Genomic DNA, 20724 nt, shown 5'->3' with positions numbered 1-20724 from the left:
ATCAATTCATGATGCTATTTAAATATTACTCAGTAATTTTTGCGTTTTCAGCTAGGAACTCAACTGTTTTTTGGATTTTGATATCGTGTTCTAAAACATGAGTACCACCTAAAGCAGTTTTAATTTGTTCTGCATCCATACCGAATTGTGCAGACATTTTTTCTAATTCAGCAGTTAAATCTTCTTCAGTTACTTCGATTTTCTCTGCTTCAGCAATTGCTTCTAAAACTAATGATACACGAACGCGGCTTTCAGCGTCAGTTTTCATTTGTCCACGAAGAGCTGCTTCGTCTTGTCCTGAGAATTGGTAGTAAAGATCAAGATTCATACCTTGCATTTGAAGGCGTTGAGTGAATTCTTGCATCATACGATCAATTTCAGTGTTAATCATAGCTTCTGGAATATCCATAGAAGCGTTAGTTGCTGCTTTTTCTACTAATTCATCACGTAAAGCTGTTTCAGAAGCAGTTGCTTTTTCAGCTGCAGTTTTTTCTTTTAGTTTAGTACGTAGAGCATCTAAACCTTCAACTTCGCTATCGATTTCTTTTGCAAGATCATCGTTTAGCTCAGGAAGTTCTTTACCTTTAACTTCATTAATAGTTACTTTGAAAGTAGCTTTTTTACCAGCTAATTCAGCTGCATGGTATTCTTCTGGGAAAGTTACTTCAACTTCTTTAGCTTCGCCAGTTTTTGCACCTACTAATTGTTCTTCGAATCCTGGGATGAATGAACCAGAACCGATTTCAAGTGAGTAGTTGTCGCCTTTTCCGCCTTCGAATGCTTCGCCATCAACGAAACCTTCGAAATCGATAACAGCAGTATCGCCAGTTACGATTGCTTGATCTTCTTTAACAACTAGCTCAGCTAGACGTTCTTGTTGTTCTTTTAATTGAGCTTCAATTTCTTCATCAGTTACAGCAGTGTCTTGTTTAGTCACTTCTAAACCTTTGTAGTCACCAAGAGTTACTTCTGGGCGAACAGTTACTTTCGCTGTGAACGTGAACGCTTCGTTTTTATTAATAGCTTCGAAGTCGATTTCTGGTTGATCAACTGGTTCTACTCCAGCTTCATCAAGAGCTAATGGATAGTTACCATTTACTAAGATTTCTAATGCATCTTGGTATAATGATTCAACACCAAAACGTTGTTCGAACATTTGACGAGGCATTTTACCTTTACGGAAGCCCGGTACGTTAATTTGTTTTACTACTTTTTTGAAAGCTTGATCTAAAGCTTCGTTTACTTTTTCAGCAGATACTTCTACTGTTAATAATCCAGTATTACCTTCTTGTTTTTCCCATTTCACTGACATTTATTCTACCTCCAAAAATAATTTCAAATGTTAGACAATTCATTCGTTTTTACGATTTTGACAACCATTTTAGTATATCATAGATAGCTATACTTTCAACTTATTTCATACGTCAGGCAGTTCAGAAAGTTGCTCAAGCTTGTGGAAAAAGTCCATCAAGTCGTAATCAGTTTCCTTTACTTCTCCGAACATTGCATGTACAAAGTCAACGTAGCCATCCGCTATTTCCCGTGCTTCATAATCGAACCATTCAAATGGATAAGTTACGACAATATGTCGTTGTATCAAATATTGTACCATATCTAATGCCGATGGTTCTTGCTGTAGCTCATCTTCAACAATTGCCAAGACCGCTTCTGTAACAGGTAAGGCAGATGGTTCTGCTAACTCGACAGGATTAACCGTACACAGAACATTGAATTTTGTAACCTTCACCGTTGTATCAACTTGTTGATTTACTAGCAATAACAATGCCTCACTTTGAAGTAAGGGGTGGATTCGGTCATCTTCGATAATGGCTACAATTTCCTCTTTTATATGACGAATATTAACATGTCGAATACTCTGCAATAATTGAAACTGTTTCATATAAGATAAAGAGAAAAAATGATCTGGTTGTAACGCTGTACTATCAATCTCCTGATCGACTACCGGCTCATCTGCCTGAATAAGATTCTCTGCTATACGAGCATTAAGTTCTTGCAAGCGAATAAACTTAGGAATTGATTCCTCTGGAATGACTTGTTCTTCAAGTAATGATCTGATTAATTCCTCTACCTGATTGAACTCTTTCAATTCCATGCAGACAGTGAGATATAACTCCATCGCTTCTATGTATTTATGAGGACCTATCGCGAGTAATTTCTCACATGCCTCTTTCGCTTTTTCAAAATTTCGTATTTCATATAAGGAGAAAGCATATACACTAAGCGTACTTTCATCGCCTTCAGTATACTGCAATGCTTCACTAAGAGCTTGCACAGCTAAGTCATATTGATAATGCTCTGCATAGTGATGCCCATCAGCTATTAGTTTATTAATAGCTCCAGGAAACACAATGACATTATCTTGTTTTAGAATATTGTGTCGTTTTTTTCGCATGTGTGCTCACTCTCCCACTCTATTTTATCATATTTTGCATATACACAAAAACATTTTACACACCCATATTCCCTCTTAGATAGTGGAAGTTCAAAGCAACAAGTTCAATAAAAAGGATTTTACTTCCAATATTTATATAGGTAGAAACTCTATATCTCACATAGTAACAAAGGCGACTTTCTCCCATTATAACCGTCTTCTATCGTATATAATCGAAGTCACCTTCCAAAATATACTACACAGGTTAATTGGCTGTAAAATGCTGCTCAACTGACTGTAAAAAGTGTTGTATCGCTACTGGAAGATGACGATTTTTCATATATGCTAGATAGACTGTTCTTTCAAGGGAAGGATGATCAATCGGTCTTTGGACAACTGTTTTGTCGATTGGCTCCATAACATAATTTTCAGGGACAATTGTAACCCCTAAATTATTTCTCACTAAAGAAACTGCTGTTTCAAAACGCTCTATCTCAAATTGAATGTTTAAGTTTAATTGCCCAACTTTAAAGGCATTTATAATATCTATTCGTGTTTGAAAACCTTCTGTACTAATAATGAATGATTCCTGCTCTAAATCAGCTAAGCTCAAACTAGCTTTTTTTGTTAGTGGATGTCCTTGAGGCAACACAGCTACTAATCGTTCCTTATAAAGTGGAATCGATTCTATATCCTCCTCATAAATCAATTGATTCGTAATGATTGCATGTGATTTATATGTTTGAAGAGAGTGTTTAACATGCTCTACGCTTAGTACATCAAAAAGCTTAAATACCATAGCCGGGTAACTTTGTTTATAGGTATAGATCAAATTAGGTAGCCAAGTCTTAAGTGATTCAATTATACCAAGTACAATTTCACCTTTTCCTCCAACTATTACTTCCTTCATTTCTTTATTCATAATATCCATTTGAGATAACATGATAGTTGCTCTCGTATATAGCAATTCACCTGCATCCGTTAATACAAATTTTCGAGTACTTCTTTCAAGTAAAGGTGCTCCAACTTCATGTTCTAGCTTCTTTACTGCATTGCTTAAGGAAGGTTGCGATATATGTAGTTTTTCAGCTGCTTTAGAGTAACTTTTATTATTCACAATTGTGATGAAATAATATAATCTTTTTAAATCCATAATTATTATCTCTCTCCACTTATAGTTTTTAACTATTATTTTATAATAATTATATATTAGAAATTATAATTAATGAAATATATAATGAATTTACAATCAATTTTAATTATTCTAAACGTTGAGGTGAAATATATGTATACAATGATTACTAAAGAACAATGGCAAGGTCGTATAGACCATCCGACAAATCGAGTGAGTTTTCGATACCATCAAGCAGTCGAACCAATTAATATTCAAGAAATCAAGGAAAGTACAACTTCCACTTCAACTATTATTGGCTTTGAATGTGAAGAAGGCGTTAGAAGAAATCAAGGACGTCTTGGCGCAGCTGCTGCTCCTAATGCTATAAGATCCTCATTATCAAGTTTGCCTTGGATACTGCCTTCTGAAAGTAAATTACAGGACGCTGGAAATATAGCATGTAAAGGTTCGCATCTTGAAGAAGCTCAAATTGAACTAGGTAAAGCTGTTACTAAAATTTTAAATTCTAAATCTAAGTGTATCGTGCTCGGAGGAGGTCACGAAACTCTATATGGCCATTACTTAGGAATTAGAGAAGCGATTGGACCGGATAAAAAACTCGGCATAATCAATATTGATGCGCATTTTGACTTGCGCTCATATGAAATTGAGCCATCATCTGGTACGATGTTCCGTCAAATTTTAGAAAAAGATATGAATGCTAGCTATTTTGTACTTGGTATTCAACGTTATGGCAATACAATGGAATTATTCGAAAAAGCAGATGAACTTGGTGTTCACTACATCTATGAAGATGAGCTATTTACTGATTCATCTCAACTTTATAAAAGCGAGTTACAAGAATTTATCGATAACCATGACGCAGTGTTGCTAACACTTTGTACAGATGTATTGAACGCTGCATTTGCACCTGGTGTTAGTGCACCTTCTCCGTTTGGCTTATCTCCACAAATTGTACGTTCTATTATTCAATTTGTGACAAGTGATGACAAAACGGTGTCATTTGATATTTGTGAAGTGAATCCATCGTTAGACGAAGGGGGAAGAACGACAAAATTAGGGGCATATTTCGTCAACGAAGCAATAGTTTCTTTTATAAAGGGGTATGGTAGATGTTAGAAATTAATCAAATAACAACCGTCTTTTTAGCGGTTGCTCTATTAACTTTAGGTAGCTTTATCATTAAAAAAATAGGGGTTTTACAGCGTTTTTGTATTCCAGCACCGGTTGTTGGGGGCTTAATATTCGCAGCACTTGCGACTATTTTACAAGCAACGGGCACTTTAGAAATTTCATTAGATACCTCTTTACAAAGTTTGTTTATGATTACTTTTTTCACGACTGTTGGTTTAGGGGCAAGTTTTAAATTAGTAAAGCTTGGCGGGAAATTACTAATCATTTATTGGCTAGCTTGTGGCTTTTTAGCACTTATGCAAAATGTAATCGGTGTCTCACTTGCATCATTATTTGGCATCGACCCTCTAATTGGCATGATGGCTGGAGCTGTATCAATGGAAGGTGGACATGGTTCTGCCGCTGCGTTCGGACAAACATTAGAGGATCTCGGAATTTCCTCAGCGATGACAATTGGCGCTGCGGCTGCAACATGTGGTCTTGTAGCAGGCGGTCTTATTGGTGGTCCGATTGTTAAATATTTAATCACTAAACACGACTTGAAACCTGCAGAAGAAGAGGAAGTTGCTAGCCACGAGGATGATGACTATCCAATTACTTCTGAATCTTTTCTATTCCAAGTGTTTATCATTACATTCTGTATGGCGGTTGGTACATATTTAGGCACATTATTCTCAGAAGCTACAGGATTTGTTCTTCCAGGATATGTAGGTGCTATGTTTACTGCTGTCATTGTACGCAATGTTTTAGATAAAATTAAACCACATTCAGTTCATATGAAGAGTGTTAACTTAATTGGTGACGTGACATTAGGTATCTTCCTATCAATGGCATTAATGAGTATTAAACTTTGGGAAATCGCAGATTTAGCATTACCATTATTTGCTATCGTATTTGTTCAAGTATTATTTATCGTCGTATTTAGTATCTTCGTGTTATTCCGTATCCTTGGAAAAAACTACGACGCTGCTGTAATGGTTGCTGGTTTTGCTGGACACGGATTAGGTGCAACACCAAATGCAATGGCTAACATGTCAGCTGTTGTAAACCGTTTCGGACCATCTCGTAAAGCATTTTTAATCGTACCAATCGTTGGCGCATTTTTAATTGATGTTTTTGCAATACCAATCATTATCACTACCATTAATCTATTCAAATAATAATAGGACCGTTATCCATTTGGATGACGGTCTTTTTGACTTTTTCTTGTATGACCCAGTTTTTCGTTAGGCTCATCGATTCATTAAGAAGAGATTCTAAAAAAGACACAAAGGAACCTTATTTATCGACCTAGTTAACTTTACTTTTTTTCGATGTTGTCCTTTATTCATCATATTCATCAAAAAACTTCTAGCCCTATATACGAACAACATGCAAAGTATGATCAATGCCCTCCTCCATAATAATAAGGATTCTGTACAGCGTTATAATATGGATGATAGTTTGTCATAGGTATGCTAGGTTGTTCTATGTTGGTGTTCTTTGGCTGTTTCAAACAATTGTCAGTTGGGCCAATGAGTATTGTTTCATTATTTAAAGGTGCAAGCGTTTTTTTCAATTGGTTAGGATCTAAACAATAAGCATAAGCAAGTACTTCAGTAGGTGTTTTTGTAAGGAGATCCGACCCTAATATAGATTCTGGATACGGGGCATCAAAAATAGCAAGTAAATGCGTTTTTTCTTTTGTCGCTATTTCCCAATGCCACCAACCTTGAGGTATGTTCGCAACTTGCCCAGGGGTAATCGGTATATGTGACACTTTATTAGTAAATGGGTTAATCAAAGAAACGACTGCAGATCCTGAAATACAATATACTAACTCCGAAGCATTTTGATGATAATGCGGTTCAATAATACGATCTTTACTTAAAAATATATCAAAAAGCGATACATTCCCTAGCGTATTTAAATTATTTCTACCTAGACTATTAATAAAATTTTCATTATTACGCGTAAATAATCTGTTTTTATTTAAATCAAAAAAGAATTCTACATTCGGTTGTGTAAAATCCATGTAAGAAATAGACATTGATTAAAAACCTCTTTTCATTAAATGATTCGTCTCATCGTATTTTATGCAAATAACAAAAATGCGTGACAAATGCCTATACAAAAAAGAACCCTTTAAATTGAGGGTTCCCTGGAATCTTTCCCTATTCATTTCATACACGTTGCCAGAAACGTTGAATGGTCATTGCATCTATAAATTCCTTCGAAAAAGTTTGCGGATTTTGATCTACTAATACACCTGGCTTTCCTAAAATTCCAATCGACTCTAAAATTGGCGCAGCCGCTTCAGAAGCACCAATTGGTTTGAAATGATTATACGTATCTATTAAAAAGGACTTTGTTTTCCATAGGGAATTTTCATTTGCATTTGGACTTACACCTACATAAAGCCCGTCATAAAGTAAAGGTGAACCCGTTAGAAAACTTTGGTCTACTTTTAATTCTATGCCGTCAGTACCTTTCACTACACCTAATTCATCATGAACAATGACAGGTTGGAGCCCGACTTTTTTCCACTGTTCTAATAAATAATTAGTTTCCCTACCATTAAAACCACTTTCTAAAATAACACCCACTTTTAGCGTTTTTGGTGAATGTTTAGTATTAAATAGACTTAAAGCTGGAGATGACTTTTTCACCTGAGATTCTGGCACTTTCGGAACCTCAACACCTAATGCAGTAGCAACTACTGTTGCTAATTCTGTACTAATATGACCTAGCATATTCACTACTTGTTGCCTTACGGAAATACTTTGCACCTTTCCTAATTCAAAGCTAAAAGCTTGCATAATATGGTCTTTTTCTACTGGTGACATGCTATTCCAAAACAAGCGCGCTTGCGAAAAGTGATCTTCAAAACTTTCTGCTGTTTCTCTTACTTTTCTCCCATCTACCAAAGAAGGATATGTGACAAAGCCCCCTTTTGAACCTGGCACTGTGTATGGTGTATTATCTGCTAATGAGTTTTTATGGTAAGCAATTCGATCTTTGTCGATGATGTAGCGAGAAGCTCCATCACGTTGATTATTATGAAAAGGACAAACAGGGCGATTAATCGGCAATTCTTGATGATTCGTACCTACGCGATACAACTGAGTATCCGAATAAGAAAATAGTCGGCCTTGTAGAAGTGGATCATTCGTAAAATCAATACCTCGAACAATATTTCCAGGATGCAATGCGACTTGCTCAGTTTCAGCAAATACATTATCAACATTTCGATTTAAGGTAATTTTCCCAATCATTCTAACTGGTATATCTTCTTCAGGCCATAATTTAGTAGAGTCTAATATATCAAAGTCAAATTTAAATTCATCTGCCTCTTCTAGCACTTGAATACCAAGTTCATATTCTGCATAATTTCCATTTTCTATATTTTCCCATAGATCTCTTCTATGGTAATCTGCATCAGCCCCACCTAACTTCTGCGCCTCATCCCAAATGAGTGACCGTAAGCCTAGTACGGGCTTTATATGAAATTTCACAAAACGGGATTTGCCATGCTTATTGACGAATCGAAATGTATGAACTCCAAAGCCTTGCATCATTCGGAAACTTCTTGGAATGGTTCTATCACTCATAATCCACATTGCCATATGAGCTGACTCCTGATTATTTGCTATGAAATCCCAGAATGTATCATGCGCTGTTTGCCCTTGAGGAATCTCATTATTAGGCTCCGGTTTAACTGCGTGGATTAAATCCGGGAACTTAATACTATCCTGAATGAAAAACACAGGAATATTGTTGCCGACTAAATCAAAATTACCTTCTTCAGTATAAAATTTCGTAGCAAAACCACGGACATCTCGATTCGTTTCATTTACACCTTTAGAACCTGCCACTTGTGAAAAACGTATAAATAATGGCGTTTTGACAGCAGTATCATTAAGGAATTTAGCCATTGTTAATTCTTCAAGTGACTCATACAATTCAAATTCACCATACGCCCCATATCCACGTGCATGCACAACTCTTTCAGGAATTCGCTCTCGATCAAAATGCGCCATTTTTTCACGGAAAAGAAAATCTTCAATTAGCGTTGGACCTCGGTCCCCTGCTTTTAACGAATCTTCATCATTGGAGATTTTCACACCTTCATTTGACGTCATGATTTTCCCTTCGTTTTGACGTACAAACTGCTGGAGTTGCTGTTCTTTCTTATCCATCTTATCGTTATTATTATTTTTCAAAAAACCACCTCATCTATACTCTATGCAGGTGTTTTTTTCATTAGTAGTAAAACTAGAGAAAAATAAATACATACGTAAGCACCTTCTAAAGGATAAAAAACGCTTTAGAAGGTGCTAAATTTTATTATAATTCTTTCGCCATAGTAGTTACTATTTTATCAATGACCGGAATGGTGTCTTCCTTATTTTGTACAAGAACACTAAAAATGTACCACTTGCCGCTATCTGCTTGCACATATCCACTTAAAGTATTGACCCCATTTAGAGAACCTGTTTTGGCAATAACCTTACCTGCCGTTAATGGGTCTTTAAAACGATTACGCAACGAACCTCCTATCATTCGTTCAGCATTTGCAGCTACAGGTAAACTAGAATAATAAGTTTTGTACCAATTTTTCTCTTTTTGAACTTTGTAAAGCATATCCGTTAATGCATTGCTAGATACACTATTCTTATGGGACATACCTGAACCGTCTTCAAAGTTCCATGTTTTCATATCAAGTTTTAATGATTTGCCGTAAGATCTTACAACTTTTAAACCCGCTTTAGTGCTTCCATCATGCTTCTCAACTCGCCCCATTGTTTTAACTAAAATATCGGCGATTCCATTATTACTAAGTTTCATATATGGAATCATAATATCTTTTAATGGCATTGACCTTTTTTCAACTAGCAAAGTAGCTTTTTTAGGCGTCTTCATCACTTTAAGCGTATGACCACTTATAAATTGGATGCCCGCTTCTTCTAAAACTGATTGAAACAAAGATAATGTGTGTATGGTCGGATTTTTTACTGTAATCCACTCTCGCCCCGTTTTACCTATTGGCAAATTTCCACTAATGACAATTTGATTGGATTTGTATAGTCTCGTAATATCTAATGTGTACGCATCAGTTTCTTTGACTGTCTTTGCTTTATTAATTATTTCCATTTCACCAATATAAGGTGTGACTTTAATAGTAGGTGGAGTATCAACTGACTCTGTCGACACATCTACGATAACAGTCCCCGTATCATAGTCAGTATTGGGCGAAGTTGTTAATGCAGTAATCGGAGCAGCGTAATAATACGGTTCATCATCCCATACAATACCTGGCGTTAATAATTCACTATCAAACCAAGTATCATCACCGATCAAATGACCATCCACTGTATGAACACCTTTAGCTTTCAATTCCCCTGCAAACTGCTCCAAATCTTCTTTCATTAAAGTCGGATCCCCTTCTCCTCTTATGTACAGATCCCCCTCTAAAAGACCATTTGTAATCTTACCGTTCGTAAACAATTGTGTTTTAAACTGATAATTATTACCAAGTGTTTCTAAAGCAGCTGCTGAGGTCAGCAATTTCATATTCGATGCTGGTTTGATCACTTGACCACCATGGTATGAATAGATCAGATGCCCAGAATTTTTTTGCCGAACGGAAATACTCACTTCTGCTCCGTCAAGCTGTTCCCTTACAATCTTTTCAATATCTTCTCTTAATGGATTTAAGTCCTGAGTACCAGCATCAATCGTCTGGCCAAATAATAAAAAACTAACCATTAGCATAAATACTTTCACAAATAAAGAAAGCCTACTTTGCATACTTATCCCCCTTTTCTCTTATGTTAAAGTTTTGTAAATATCGTATTAGTCCACTAGTATATGCTGTATTTTCCCTGTCAATTCTCATTTTTCGCCATTGTTACATTCTGTTTACTTTAGTTATAAATTGCGTTCACTCCTTTTCAAACCTTGCCACTCAATCAAATTAGGATTTTCATCTAATATAGAAGTGTATTGCCTAATATCACCATACTTAGCCCCGGGATCCAAAGCTTTATACCGTTCAAGTTTTTGCAAACGCTCTTGCTCATTTGCCCAACCTAAATGCTTTAAACGCAACTCACTAGCACTATTCGGCAAATTATGTATATTTAACAGATAACGACCACAATGCTGGGGTTTATGAATTATTCTTAGGTAGTAAACAAAAATACTCACAGCTAACGCAGTGAGTATCATAAAATTCTTCATTATGTTCATTATTCGTTTTATTCCCTCCATCACGGCCAAAATGATTAGCACTATAATCTGTTTTTCTATTAATTCTTAAATCATCCCTACTTCTCATTTAGACATCCACTCAAGTAGGGATTGAATGCATAAATATAATAATCCTCCTGTACCGAGTAACTTCATAGCCAATTCTGTTCGTCTTTCTAAATTACTCTTAGCTAGATCATAATTTCGACTTTTATCATTTTCAACTGCTATGTCACGAGATTTAATAAGTTCCCACTGATTTTGAATAGTATTTTGAAATAACAGACGTGTATCTCGATTTTCTTGTAGTATCGTATTTTCTAATTTCAGATAAGATTGCTCCACTGCACGCAATCGTTTTTCTTTGTCTAAGTCATTCACTTCTAACTGTTTTATACGCCCCTCATGATTATCTAAAAGATGATCGACCTCTACTATTTTCTCCAATGTTTAGTCTCCACCTTTCCCGAGTAGGTAAAAAGCACACCCTATTGGATGCGCTTTTTATGATATTTTTTTGCTATTTCACTCTCAATACTTGTCCTAAATAAATTGTATAATTACTATCAAGATTATTCCACGTCTTAATTTGAGTAACTGTGCTACCGTATTTTACACTCAATGAATAAACCGTATCACCCGAAATAACTGTATGATAAATCGCAGAGTCCTTCTTAGGTAGATTAAAGCACTTAACTAATCCATTCACATGTCCACGCGCTACATTTGTAAGCCACGTTTCATTTTTCATCTTTGTAGCATCACTTACACTATCAATAAACCCATTTTCAGTTAAAAGTGCAGGCATGTTCGATTCGCGTAAAACATGTAGATTGGATTGTTTTTTACCACGATCCGTTAACTGATTCACGTTCATAATCTCTGTGTGAATATTAGTTTGATAAGTTGTAGAGGGTACCCCAACCCCTGGATATACAAAACTTTCAAAACCAGTTCCCCCACCAGCGTTAATGTGGACTGATAAGAAAAAATCTGCACCCCATGCATTTGCCGCATTCGTACGATCCGTTAAACTTGGAAACGAGTCACCTGTACGAGACATTAAAATTGTTACATTATTATATTCTGCCGTAAGAATGTCTCTAATCTTTGCGCCAATTTTTAAAGTAATATCCTTTTCCTGAATTCCATTTCCAATAGCCCCTGGATCGCTCCCACCATGTCCTGGATCAATAAAGATTTTTACCATTCTAACATCCCCTTTGTTTGTTATTAGTAAGTACTTACAACTCAATAATATACGAACAAATGTTCTAAATCAAATACTTATTTAAACTTTTGTAAAAATTGGTTAATAATACCTAATATCCAAGTATTCATTACATGATTTATTACCTTCCGTTATTTCTCAATTTAAAGTTCCTCATTTTCATAAACAATCCATGGACGAGTTTCATGACTTGTTTAAAAAACATAAAATAGCCAAGGGGAGGCATGACAATGAAAGAAAATAATCCTAATCTAATCGCAAACAACACTTCGAAAAAGGTTTTGAATCACCAGAAAATCATCCCGCCAAACTTCATGTAATCGGTGCTTCTATTACAACACTAGGTGAGGCAATATTAACTATTGCGGCATTGGCAGAGTTACAAGAATTAGAAGAAGAACAAAGATTGAGTAACATACAGTCACATTTGCTTAAAGAACAATCAAGACAGTTAGAACAGATGCAAAAGCAAATTGATCTTTTAACATATCAAATGTCAAAAATGGACCGTAGAAAAAAGTGAAACAATTAATTCATTCTACATTCATGACACGCTGAATCTTTTTTCTATAGAGGTAAGGGTCTTGCTAGTAGAAATCAATTAGATCCTTCCTCAATAATTCTTGATAATTGCTTGATTCAAATAAAAATCATTACAAGTTTTTACTCATGCATCGTGTACTTCCAAGTAATAGGCATAATTTTATTCTCTTTCATAAAGACAAGCCTCTCTGTTCCTGTCTCTTATTTGCTATGTAGAACCACCCTTAAAATCATCAATAAAAAAAGAGAAGAAATATTTCTTCTCTTTTTTTCCACGTAGAAAAACGTTTCGCAAATAAAAAACCTTGATTTTTGAGTTGAATTTTTCGTTTTCATTTACAAGTTCATTCATCTGTTTAATTTCATATCTATTTATCTAATAAATGTTGTACGCAAATAATAAAATTTCACCTTTCTGATTTGAAATATCATTTAAGTCTGTTTTTCTTGCAAGCAAAAAAATTCGACCTCATTCATCACAGCGCTTAGTTTCGTATATTGTCCATCGTAATTTTCATGTGTGTAGCTCGTAAAAATAGAAAGAAAAGCATCTTCTGTTAGATGTATACTTACAGTTTCAAATCCAAAGTAATAATTGATTATTTGTTGTTGATGGATTACTCTATCCACTTGAAGTTGTTGTACTCTTTTTGCAATCGTCTTCAGGTTATTTATGCTTAACGATTCTTGTTCATTTTGAGCAGTTTCAGAAGCATTGTATGGAGCACGGTCATAAACACCACATACTTCAAATACATCTGGAATCGGATCTATCTCCCAACCAAGGACATCTCTTTCATTACCCTCCTCATCAAAATACACGCCCCCATCTTCATATCCACCTTGCTTGAACACTTTATACAATTTCCCGTTGATTGTATTTTCTTTCATTTCATATGAGCGGTGTAGGTTATGGAAACGAACATAGTCGCCAACTTTAGCTTTACGAGATACTTTGCATAATAGCTTCCCTTTGTGATGAATTATTTCATCCTCTTTTTCATGCATCTCTTTTTCTTTAATGTCCATATTTGCTAAACGATTAAATTGTTTCATACTACTACCTCCCAAATGTATTTTGTTATAAGTGTTTTGAAAAGTTGCCGATTACAAAATGCATAGCTTCATCTATTATTCCAATAAGGTTTGGTTAGTATGCTTCCACCATTTCATTATTTCTATTAGTTGTATATTATCCGAATTTTTTCGGATTGTAAAACGATTAATTTCAATTTCTTCATAATATTTCCGAATATTCCCGGATTTTTAATTGCACATAATGGAGTAATCGATTATGATTAATTTAACTATTTTAGGTGATTGGAGGAAATGAGCATGATAGATAGGGATTTACCTCTCAAAAAGGAGATTGCCAAAAATATTAAAGAGTTACTAAAAAAAAACGATTTAAATCAAATCAAACTTAGTGAGTTAACTGGTATATCAAAAAGTACTCTATCTGATTATTTAAATTGTAAAACGCTCATTAATATTAGCAATGTAGAGAAAATGGCTGCTGCCTTAAACGTTGAAAAATCAAGGATTGATCCTTCATTTGAAACTCAAAAAGAATTATCCATTAAAGAAAAAACGATTGAAACCATTGCAGCACATATAGATGATGATGTAACAGAGGAAGAAATGGAGGTTATTAAAAACTACATAGACTTTATAAAATCGCAACGTAAAAAGTGAGGTGAATTTATGTTATACGAAGCACTTATGTCTCAATATAAGCACTTAACATTTAAAGAATCCTTGTTAATGCCAAAAGGGTTATCTGGACTTTATGTAGACCATCAAATCATTGTGAATAAACGATTAAGCCTTTACGAAAAACATTGTGTTTTAGCAGAAGAGATTGGGCATTATGAAACAACTTACGGAGACATTACGAATTTAGAAAGTGTCCGCAATCAAAAATTAGAACTTACAGCTAGAAGATGGGGTTATGAAAAGATTGTTTCCTTGGACAAACTAATTGAATGCTATGTTGCTGATCAAAGAACTGAAGAAGACATTTGCACGTACCTAGAAATAACCCCACAATACTTATATTGCGCTATAGAAAGGTATCGACAGCGCTATGGCTTATCGACCATCTATAATGGCTATCGTATATTTTTTGATCCTCTGAATATTGAAAGGGATTTTTTTTAACCACAAAAAGAACATATGTTTCTATTTCTGACAACTGAACAAGAATTGTTTTAAAGATGATGAATATTTAGGCTGGATTATTTATGTTAGACCATTCAATTGAATGGTCTTTTTATTTGCCTTACATCATAGATTCCATTTCACTTTGCATTAAAAAAGGCATTTTCTTCTATTTATTTGTTCTAGAATTTTTCATAGCAAGAGGTGTATTTACTTTTATTGCAATTACAAAATGTGTCTAAACAAAGCATAGATGGACAGGATTTAGTTAAACAAGGCTGTTATTATTCGTATAAGGAGTGAGAGATATTGAACATTAAAGTCGGCAATTAATAGTATAGAATAGCAAGCAGTCGTTTTGGGATTTCATCTTGAACTACCTTTTATTGTTCTAAACGTTATGTATGTTAATGAGTAGTTTAGAGGATAAAAATAACTTTTAGAATCGGAATAGTTAGCTAATACAAACTGCTGAATAATTGATCTTACAAGCAAATATGGCAACGACAAATCAGGGATTTTCCAAAAAAAATTCTTAGGCAATATAGTATAAAACCTAGTAATGTACGGAAAAGCTTTGCTCAACTGAACTCTTAAAATCGCCTGGTAAATCAGGTTTGTCGGAAGGGAGTAATAGCCGTGAAATACAAAATTGTTAAAAATAACGAAAATATAAAGGGTATTGTTGACCGTGATGATGAAGTTAATGGAAATGGAATAGACGGTTTACTTATAAAATTAAACAATGAAGAAAAAACTAGTCTTACTGAATGTGTAGTCAATAAAGATATACAAACTGAAGAAAAAATGGATTATTGGAAAGGACGAGAGTATATAAGAACCTTATACTAAGGATAATCCTTCAAAATAAACATATATACGATATTCTGTTAGTGGACTATTAAAATTGCTTAACATCATTGAATCAGTCAAAGTTATGTAACAATAAAAAAATGCCACTTCATTTTGAGTGGCTTTTTTTATTGTAGCAAAATCTATTAAAATACTAATTTATAATGTATGTCTAAATTAAACTTTGTTATTGTATTTCTTCTTTCCATAAGTCATATAACGCCATACTTTCTCTAATGGTCCAATAGGAAAGAACTTAAACCAGATATTACTAAAAATAATTTGGATAACAAAAATCAGGATTGCGATATATACAACATCCTTTGGAGATACAACACCAAGGCCAATTAGTGAAATAATCATCGTTCCTATAATGCTTTGTGCAATGTAATTTGTAAATGCCATTTGTCCCACACGCGCAATAGGTTTCATTAATTTCTCTATACGCTTATTTTCTAACAATAAAAATAATGTTGATAAGTAAAACATTGTTGTTGGAATTACTCCTAATTCAACAACTAGTTTTTCATTATTATAATCGCTTAGATGAGCGTACCAAATGCATAAAGAGGAAACAATGAACAATACAAAAGTTACATTTTGAATCCATTTAATCTGTTTTGACAATTCTTTTATTTGTAATAACCACCCTGCTTTAGCGGTTAAAAAGCCAGCTAAAAACATTATAAAGATTAGTATAATATCATTAGAAAAGAAATCAAGGATAGATGAGACTATTATAATAGTAGGCAAAAAAAACTTAACTATTAAAGAAACTACATAAATAGTTACAAAACTAACTAACCATTTCTTTACTGTAGTAATTTCCGCACCGTAAAATGGGATTAAAAACAATCCTACAATTGCGTATATTGGTAAAATTGTTCCCCAAAAAATAAATACATGGACGATTCCAAGAAGTAAGAGTACTAGTAATCGTCGTACCATACGTAATTTAGGTTTATCTCCACGACGTTCCGCTCTTGAAGCGAAAATATATAAGCCTATTCCAAATAAGAAAGAAAAAATAGAAAAGAATTTTTTTTCAACTATGATTGTTATCAACAGGCTAATAATTCCATTAAACCCACTGTAATCTGGTAAGGGGTCACCTTCTATAATAACTTTAAATGCTCCAACGTTTATAAGAAGTATGCCAAAAAGAGCAAGCCCACGTATAATGTCTAATGAAATAATTCTTTCCTTTTGTGATATGGATGGATTCATATATATCTCCTTTGAGTTCTTTATTTTGAATAATAGTCAGTATAACTTGCTAATCTTACGTGATATTAATGCCAACCTTACAAAAACCTTAAAACAATAGGTGAATGATTTTTACTCAATTTAAAATCAATCAGAACATATCTAATTAAAAGCCTAATACTGCAAAAAAAAAAACGCCCAAAACCCTTAATGTAAAAGGGCTTCAGGCATCTCTTTTCCTATTTGACATCAATTAACAATACTACACCTCATATTCCGCCTATTCTCCATGACGAATTTGCGAGGGTAACATGCCGTAATGCTTTTTAAATAATTTACTAAAGTATTTTGTATCTGTGTAGCCTGTCGCAAGTGATATTTCATATATTTTCATATTCGTTGTTTTGAGCAGGGTGATCGCCTTTTCCATTCGTTTTTTAGTGATGTAATCCAAGACGGTTTCGCCAGTTTTTCGTTTGAAGTATTCACTAAAATAGGTGGCGTTCATAAAAACCTTACCTGCTATTTTCTCAATCGTTAACGGTTCATGTAAATGCTCATGAATCCACTGGGTCGCGATTTCAATCGACACATTCTTCGATTCAGGCTCCGCTAGCACTTCATTCTTGTGGAATTTAGCTTTAATTTTATCGAGACACACTTGCATTTCCAGCCTATCAATGGGTTTTAATAAATAGTCGAGGGCCCCTTCACGCATTGCTTTTTGAATAAATTCAAAATCATCGTAACCGCTAATTATCACTGCATAATAAGCTTTTGAGGTCCTTTCATTTAAACGAGTTAACAATTCCAAACCACTCATCAAGGGCATTTTCACATCGGTAAACAGCACATCAAATGGAAGGTCATGTGTTATAACATCATCGAGACAACTTTGGCCCGTTACATATGAGCCAACAATTTCCCATTCTTCACCGTTACTTGTAATTAGTTTTTCAATGCCCCTTCTTAGACGACTTTCATCGTCAACAACGATGACTTTAATTTTCTCTGTCATGATTGTAAACACTTCCTCTATCTAGAATAGGTATATGCATGAAAATTTTGGTGCCGATGCCCTCTTCACTTTGAATACGTAGATGATACTCATTACCAAAATGGAGTACAAGTCTACCGTTTACATTGGATAAGCCAAAGCTATCATCCTTTTTAAATATCTGATTGTCAGTTAACTGCTGTTTGATTAAAGTTAATTTTTCAGTACTAATTCCTTTACCATTGTCTTGAATGACAAGCTGCATCACGTTTTCTTCTTCTGTAACCGTGACATTGATTTCTAACGTCTGCCCAGGTATGTACGCATGCTCAAATGCATTTTCAATCAGTGGCTGGAGGATAAATTTTGGTGTCATTTTGTCGTGCAATGTATGTGCAGCTACGACCGAATATGCTAACGTTTCTTCAAAGCGTGCTTTCTGAATCACTAGGTAATCTTGAATATGTTGAAGCTCTAAATATAAGGGAACGAATTGGTCTTTATTGCCCAATGAATAGTGCAGCATGCGACCTAAATTTGTGACCATCTCTACCACGTTCGTTTTTTCATCCTCTTCCACCATAATGGCGATATTTTCTAACGTATTGTACATAAAATGCGGATTGATCTGCGACTGAAGTGCATATAGCTCTGCTTCCTTTTGCTTCAGTTCAATTTCATACTTTTCATTTATTAATTCCTCAATTTCTCTTAGCATTTTCGTGAATGCTTTTGAAAGCATACCTACTTCATCATTCGACTCATTCGTGAGCTGGATATCAAAATCTCCTTTTTCCGCTCGCTTCATCTCACCCGCTAAACGTTGAATTGGTTTTGCTACGCCCCACGCAAGAATGATCGAACTGCCTATTGCCAAAACTACAATAATGAAGAATGATATGATTGTTATATTGCGTACAAAATCAGACTCTTCAGTTAAGTGACTCACGGGAATAGCATGCATAAAGGTCCACCGGTTTTTAACACTATTGGCGCTACTATATAATGTTTGATCTGATTGAAAACTACCATTAGCTATTGGATAATCTACCTTATCTTTATCAAGGGTACCGATTAGAGACGGTATGGAATGATAAATAATATAACCTCGATCATCTATCATCCACATTTTCGCATCATCTTGCTCATCGACAGTACGTATTGTTTGCTCGATAAAGGCTAAATCAAGTGCCACAAATACGGTGCCTAAATTGTGCCTGTTTTCATAGTCAATAATTTGTTTTACTAGTAGCACAAATGGTTTGCCCTCTTTGAAGAAAAGAGAGGTCTCATGCGGAAAAAACACCCTTTCCTCCTCTTTTAATTTAAAGGAATTTCCGTATAATCCGATAGACTGACTTGTTGAGAATCCAGAATCATATGAAAGTCGTGAATTTTGAAACAGACGATCCTTTGAAGAAACAAACACACTAATAATATGCTCCCTACTACCTTGCATAAAGGAACTTGCCAAATAATTTTCAACTACATGTTCATCCTGTTTCATATTTGATACATTTTGAAAAGTGGACTTTCTCAAAATATTCATTACTTCTTTGTTGTTATTTATTTGATTCATTTCATCAAAATACTGTTCAATTTGTCGCTCCATATTATTATTAGCTTGGTTTAATAACCTCGGAATATATGTACCTACTTGTCTCTCTACTGATAAAACATATTGACTATAAGCCACGTACCCTAATAAAGCAGTTGGAATAATAGTAATAATAATATAGGTCAATAATAGCTTTGTTTTTAACGTATAGTTTTTAAATCGCCTTCGCTTAAAAGTCATATTGATTTACATTCTCCTTTGTGAAATCGATGGCTTCTCCCATAACAACACGTTGCTCATTATTATAGAAACGCACAATGCCCACACCTGGAATGACTTCATAATCTTGAATATGTTCTCCTGCAAGTATCTTCTCAGTTAAAATGATCGTTAAATAGCCCAACTTTTTCGGACTCCATAAAGTAACTGTCTGTGCTGATCCATCCAGTAAATAATCCCTCATTAAATTTGGTGTCGATAGACCAACTACTGCAATCTGTCCAACCTTATTTTGTTCTTTCACAGCCTGTGCTGCAGCAGGAGGTCCAACAGAAGAATTGCCGATAATCCCCTGTATATTTGGGTACTTTTTTAATAATGTTTTTGCTGCTTCATACGCAATTTCTGGATCATCATTAGTTGCAACGACCTCTACCAACTTCATATTCGGATAATATTGTTGCCATTGTGCTTGAATCCATTTGACCCAAGAGTTATGGTTAATTGCTGAAAATGAGCCTGTCATTATCGCAAACTCTCCTTCTTCTCCTGTATGAAGTGCTAACTGGTCCATTAAATGACGTCCAAGAATTTCAGAGTCAACCATATCCACAAATAGATCTCGGGCTTCTGGTTGGCTATCAGCATCCCATGTCACAATCTTGATGCCTCGCTTTTTAGCCTCCTTCAATACTGAAGATAGACTTTTACTATCAATCACTGAGACTGCAATAGCATCCACTTTCTTATCCATCATTTTCTCCACAATGTCACGTTGTAGTTCCGCTTCCGCTTTTAATGGCCCCTCATATACTATCTCTATTTCCAATTGTTCAGCTGCTTCTTTAACGCCTTCATAAACAGATTCAAAATATGGTATATTACCTACTTTCGGTATGTAAGCAATGCGATAATGTTTTTTAGTCTTGGGCTTTTTTTCAGTTTGTTCCTGTTTAACCTTGTCGGCTTCATATAATACATGGTATTTTTCTGGACTTGTACATCCAATAACCAAAGAAATGATAGCGATTACATAAAGAATCATTAAGAACCAACTTTTATTCAT

At 34.7% G+C, this 20724-nt stretch carries 19 protein-coding genes; 5 read left to right on the top strand and 14 right to left on the bottom strand.

Features of this window, described 5'->3' with window-relative positions; genetic code table 11:
- Positions 1-25 precede the first annotated feature (25 nt).
- From tig to MHH98_RS05450, 3 genes are all read right to left on the bottom strand, one after another.
- On the bottom strand, positions 26-1312 hold the full coding sequence (gene tig / locus MHH98_RS05460) for a trigger factor (RefSeq protein ID WP_038187494.1): 1287 nt from the start codon (positions 1310-1312) through the stop codon (positions 26-28).
- Positions 1313-1417: 105 nt separating this feature from the next.
- The gene (locus tag MHH98_RS05455; RefSeq protein ID WP_038187496.1) at positions 1418-2413 is read right to left on the bottom strand and encodes a tetratricopeptide repeat protein; all 996 of its coding nucleotides are present in this window, start codon (positions 2411-2413) and stop codon (positions 1418-1420) included.
- A gap of 244 nt (positions 2414-2657) precedes the next feature.
- Positions 2658-3545: a LysR family transcriptional regulator gene (locus MHH98_RS05450; protein WP_340712272.1), complete on the bottom strand. Its 888-nt coding sequence runs from the start codon at positions 3543-3545 to the stop codon at positions 2658-2660.
- A 132-nt stretch (positions 3546-3677) separates the two neighbouring features.
- Between MHH98_RS05450 and hutG the strand changes: the two genes are divergently transcribed.
- Positions 3678-4646, top strand: coding sequence for a formimidoylglutamase (gene hutG, locus MHH98_RS05445; RefSeq protein ID WP_076034338.1), 969 nt, complete (start codon positions 3678-3680; stop codon positions 4644-4646).
- Positions 4640-5821: a sodium/glutamate symporter gene (gene gltS / locus MHH98_RS05440; protein WP_038187517.1), complete on the top strand. Its 1182-nt coding sequence runs from the start codon at positions 4640-4642 to the stop codon at positions 5819-5821. Before hutG ends, gltS begins: the two co-directional genes overlap by 7 nt.
- Before the next feature lie 224 nt (positions 5822-6045).
- Here the strand turns inward: gltS and MHH98_RS05435 are convergent, their stop codons facing one another.
- The 7 genes from MHH98_RS05435 to MHH98_RS05405 all read right to left on the bottom strand — a co-directional run bounded on the left by MHH98_RS05435 (position 6046) and on the right by MHH98_RS05405 (position 13722).
- Entirely contained in the window at positions 6046-6690 is a 645-nt protein-coding gene (locus MHH98_RS05435) for a cupin domain-containing protein (RefSeq protein WP_038187520.1), read from the bottom strand.
- Between the two features lie 133 nt (positions 6691-6823).
- Complete coding sequence (locus tag MHH98_RS05430) at positions 6824-8839, bottom strand: catalase (protein WP_076034435.1); 2016 nt, start codon at positions 8837-8839, stop codon at positions 6824-6826.
- Between the two features lie 148 nt (positions 8840-8987).
- Positions 8988-10451 carry a D-alanyl-D-alanine carboxypeptidase/D-alanyl-D-alanine endopeptidase gene (dacB, locus tag MHH98_RS05425; RefSeq protein WP_076034336.1) on the bottom strand — a complete coding sequence of 488 codons (1464 nt, stop codon included), beginning with the start codon at positions 10449-10451 and terminating at the stop codon, positions 8988-8990.
- A gap of 120 nt (positions 10452-10571) precedes the next feature.
- Complete coding sequence (locus tag MHH98_RS05420) at positions 10572-10892, bottom strand: hypothetical protein (RefSeq protein ID WP_038187526.1); 321 nt, start codon at positions 10890-10892, stop codon at positions 10572-10574.
- Positions 10893-10976: 84 nt separating this feature from the next.
- Complete coding sequence (locus tag MHH98_RS05415; RefSeq protein ID WP_038187529.1) at positions 10977-11339, bottom strand: hypothetical protein; 363 nt, start codon at positions 11337-11339, stop codon at positions 10977-10979.
- 73 nt (positions 11340-11412) lie between these two features.
- Positions 11413-12102, bottom strand: a complete 690-nt coding sequence (locus MHH98_RS05410; RefSeq protein WP_076034335.1) for an N-acetylmuramoyl-L-alanine amidase — start codon at positions 12100-12102, stop codon at positions 11413-11415.
- A gap of 996 nt (positions 12103-13098) precedes the next feature.
- The gene (locus MHH98_RS05405; RefSeq protein ID WP_038187535.1) at positions 13099-13722 is read right to left on the bottom strand and encodes a hypothetical protein; all 624 of its coding nucleotides are present in this window, start codon (positions 13720-13722) and stop codon (positions 13099-13101) included.
- Positions 13723-14001: 279 nt separating this feature from the next.
- Here MHH98_RS05405 and MHH98_RS05400 point away from each other — a divergent pair, with 279 nt between their 5' ends.
- The 3 genes from MHH98_RS05400 (at position 14002) to MHH98_RS05390 (ending at position 15678) form a co-directional block, all read left to right on the top strand.
- Positions 14002-14361 (top strand): helix-turn-helix domain-containing protein, encoded by a 360-nt coding sequence (locus tag MHH98_RS05400; RefSeq protein WP_051448778.1) that lies wholly within the window; start codon positions 14002-14004, stop codon positions 14359-14361.
- A gap of 9 nt (positions 14362-14370) precedes the next feature.
- Positions 14371-14826 carry an ImmA/IrrE family metallo-endopeptidase gene (locus MHH98_RS05395; RefSeq protein WP_038187538.1) on the top strand — a complete coding sequence of 152 codons (456 nt, stop codon included), beginning with the start codon at positions 14371-14373 and terminating at the stop codon, positions 14824-14826.
- A gap of 639 nt (positions 14827-15465) precedes the next feature.
- Positions 15466-15678 (top strand): hypothetical protein, encoded by a 213-nt coding sequence (locus tag MHH98_RS05390; RefSeq protein WP_038187541.1) that lies wholly within the window; start codon positions 15466-15468, stop codon positions 15676-15678.
- 177 nt (positions 15679-15855) lie between these two features.
- Here the strand turns inward: MHH98_RS05390 and MHH98_RS05385 are convergent, their stop codons facing one another.
- The 4 genes from MHH98_RS05385 to MHH98_RS05370 form a co-directional block, all read right to left on the bottom strand.
- The gene (locus MHH98_RS05385; RefSeq protein WP_340712271.1) at positions 15856-16905 is read right to left on the bottom strand and encodes a DUF418 domain-containing protein; all 1050 of its coding nucleotides are present in this window, start codon (positions 16903-16905) and stop codon (positions 15856-15858) included.
- A gap of 259 nt (positions 16906-17164) precedes the next feature.
- Positions 17165-17902 carry a response regulator transcription factor gene (locus MHH98_RS05380; RefSeq protein ID WP_038187546.1) on the bottom strand — a complete coding sequence of 246 codons (738 nt, stop codon included), beginning with the start codon at positions 17900-17902 and terminating at the stop codon, positions 17165-17167.
- Positions 17886-19679 (bottom strand): sensor histidine kinase, encoded by a 1794-nt coding sequence (locus tag MHH98_RS05375; RefSeq protein ID WP_076064924.1) that lies wholly within the window; start codon positions 19677-19679, stop codon positions 17886-17888. Before MHH98_RS05375 ends, MHH98_RS05380 begins: the two co-directional genes overlap by 17 nt.
- Positions 19669-20724 carry an autoinducer 2 ABC transporter substrate-binding protein gene (locus tag MHH98_RS05370; protein WP_076064925.1) on the bottom strand — a complete coding sequence of 352 codons (1056 nt, stop codon included), beginning with the start codon at positions 20722-20724 and terminating at the stop codon, positions 19669-19671. Before MHH98_RS05370 ends, MHH98_RS05375 begins: the two co-directional genes overlap by 11 nt.

It is taken from the genome of Viridibacillus sp. FSL H8-0110 (assembly GCF_038003565.1).
GTDB lineage: Bacteria > Bacillota > Bacilli > Bacillales_A > Planococcaceae > Viridibacillus > Viridibacillus arenosi.
The sequence above is the reverse complement of the archived record's forward strand: the minus strand, read 5'-3'. Positions and strand labels throughout refer to the sequence as shown.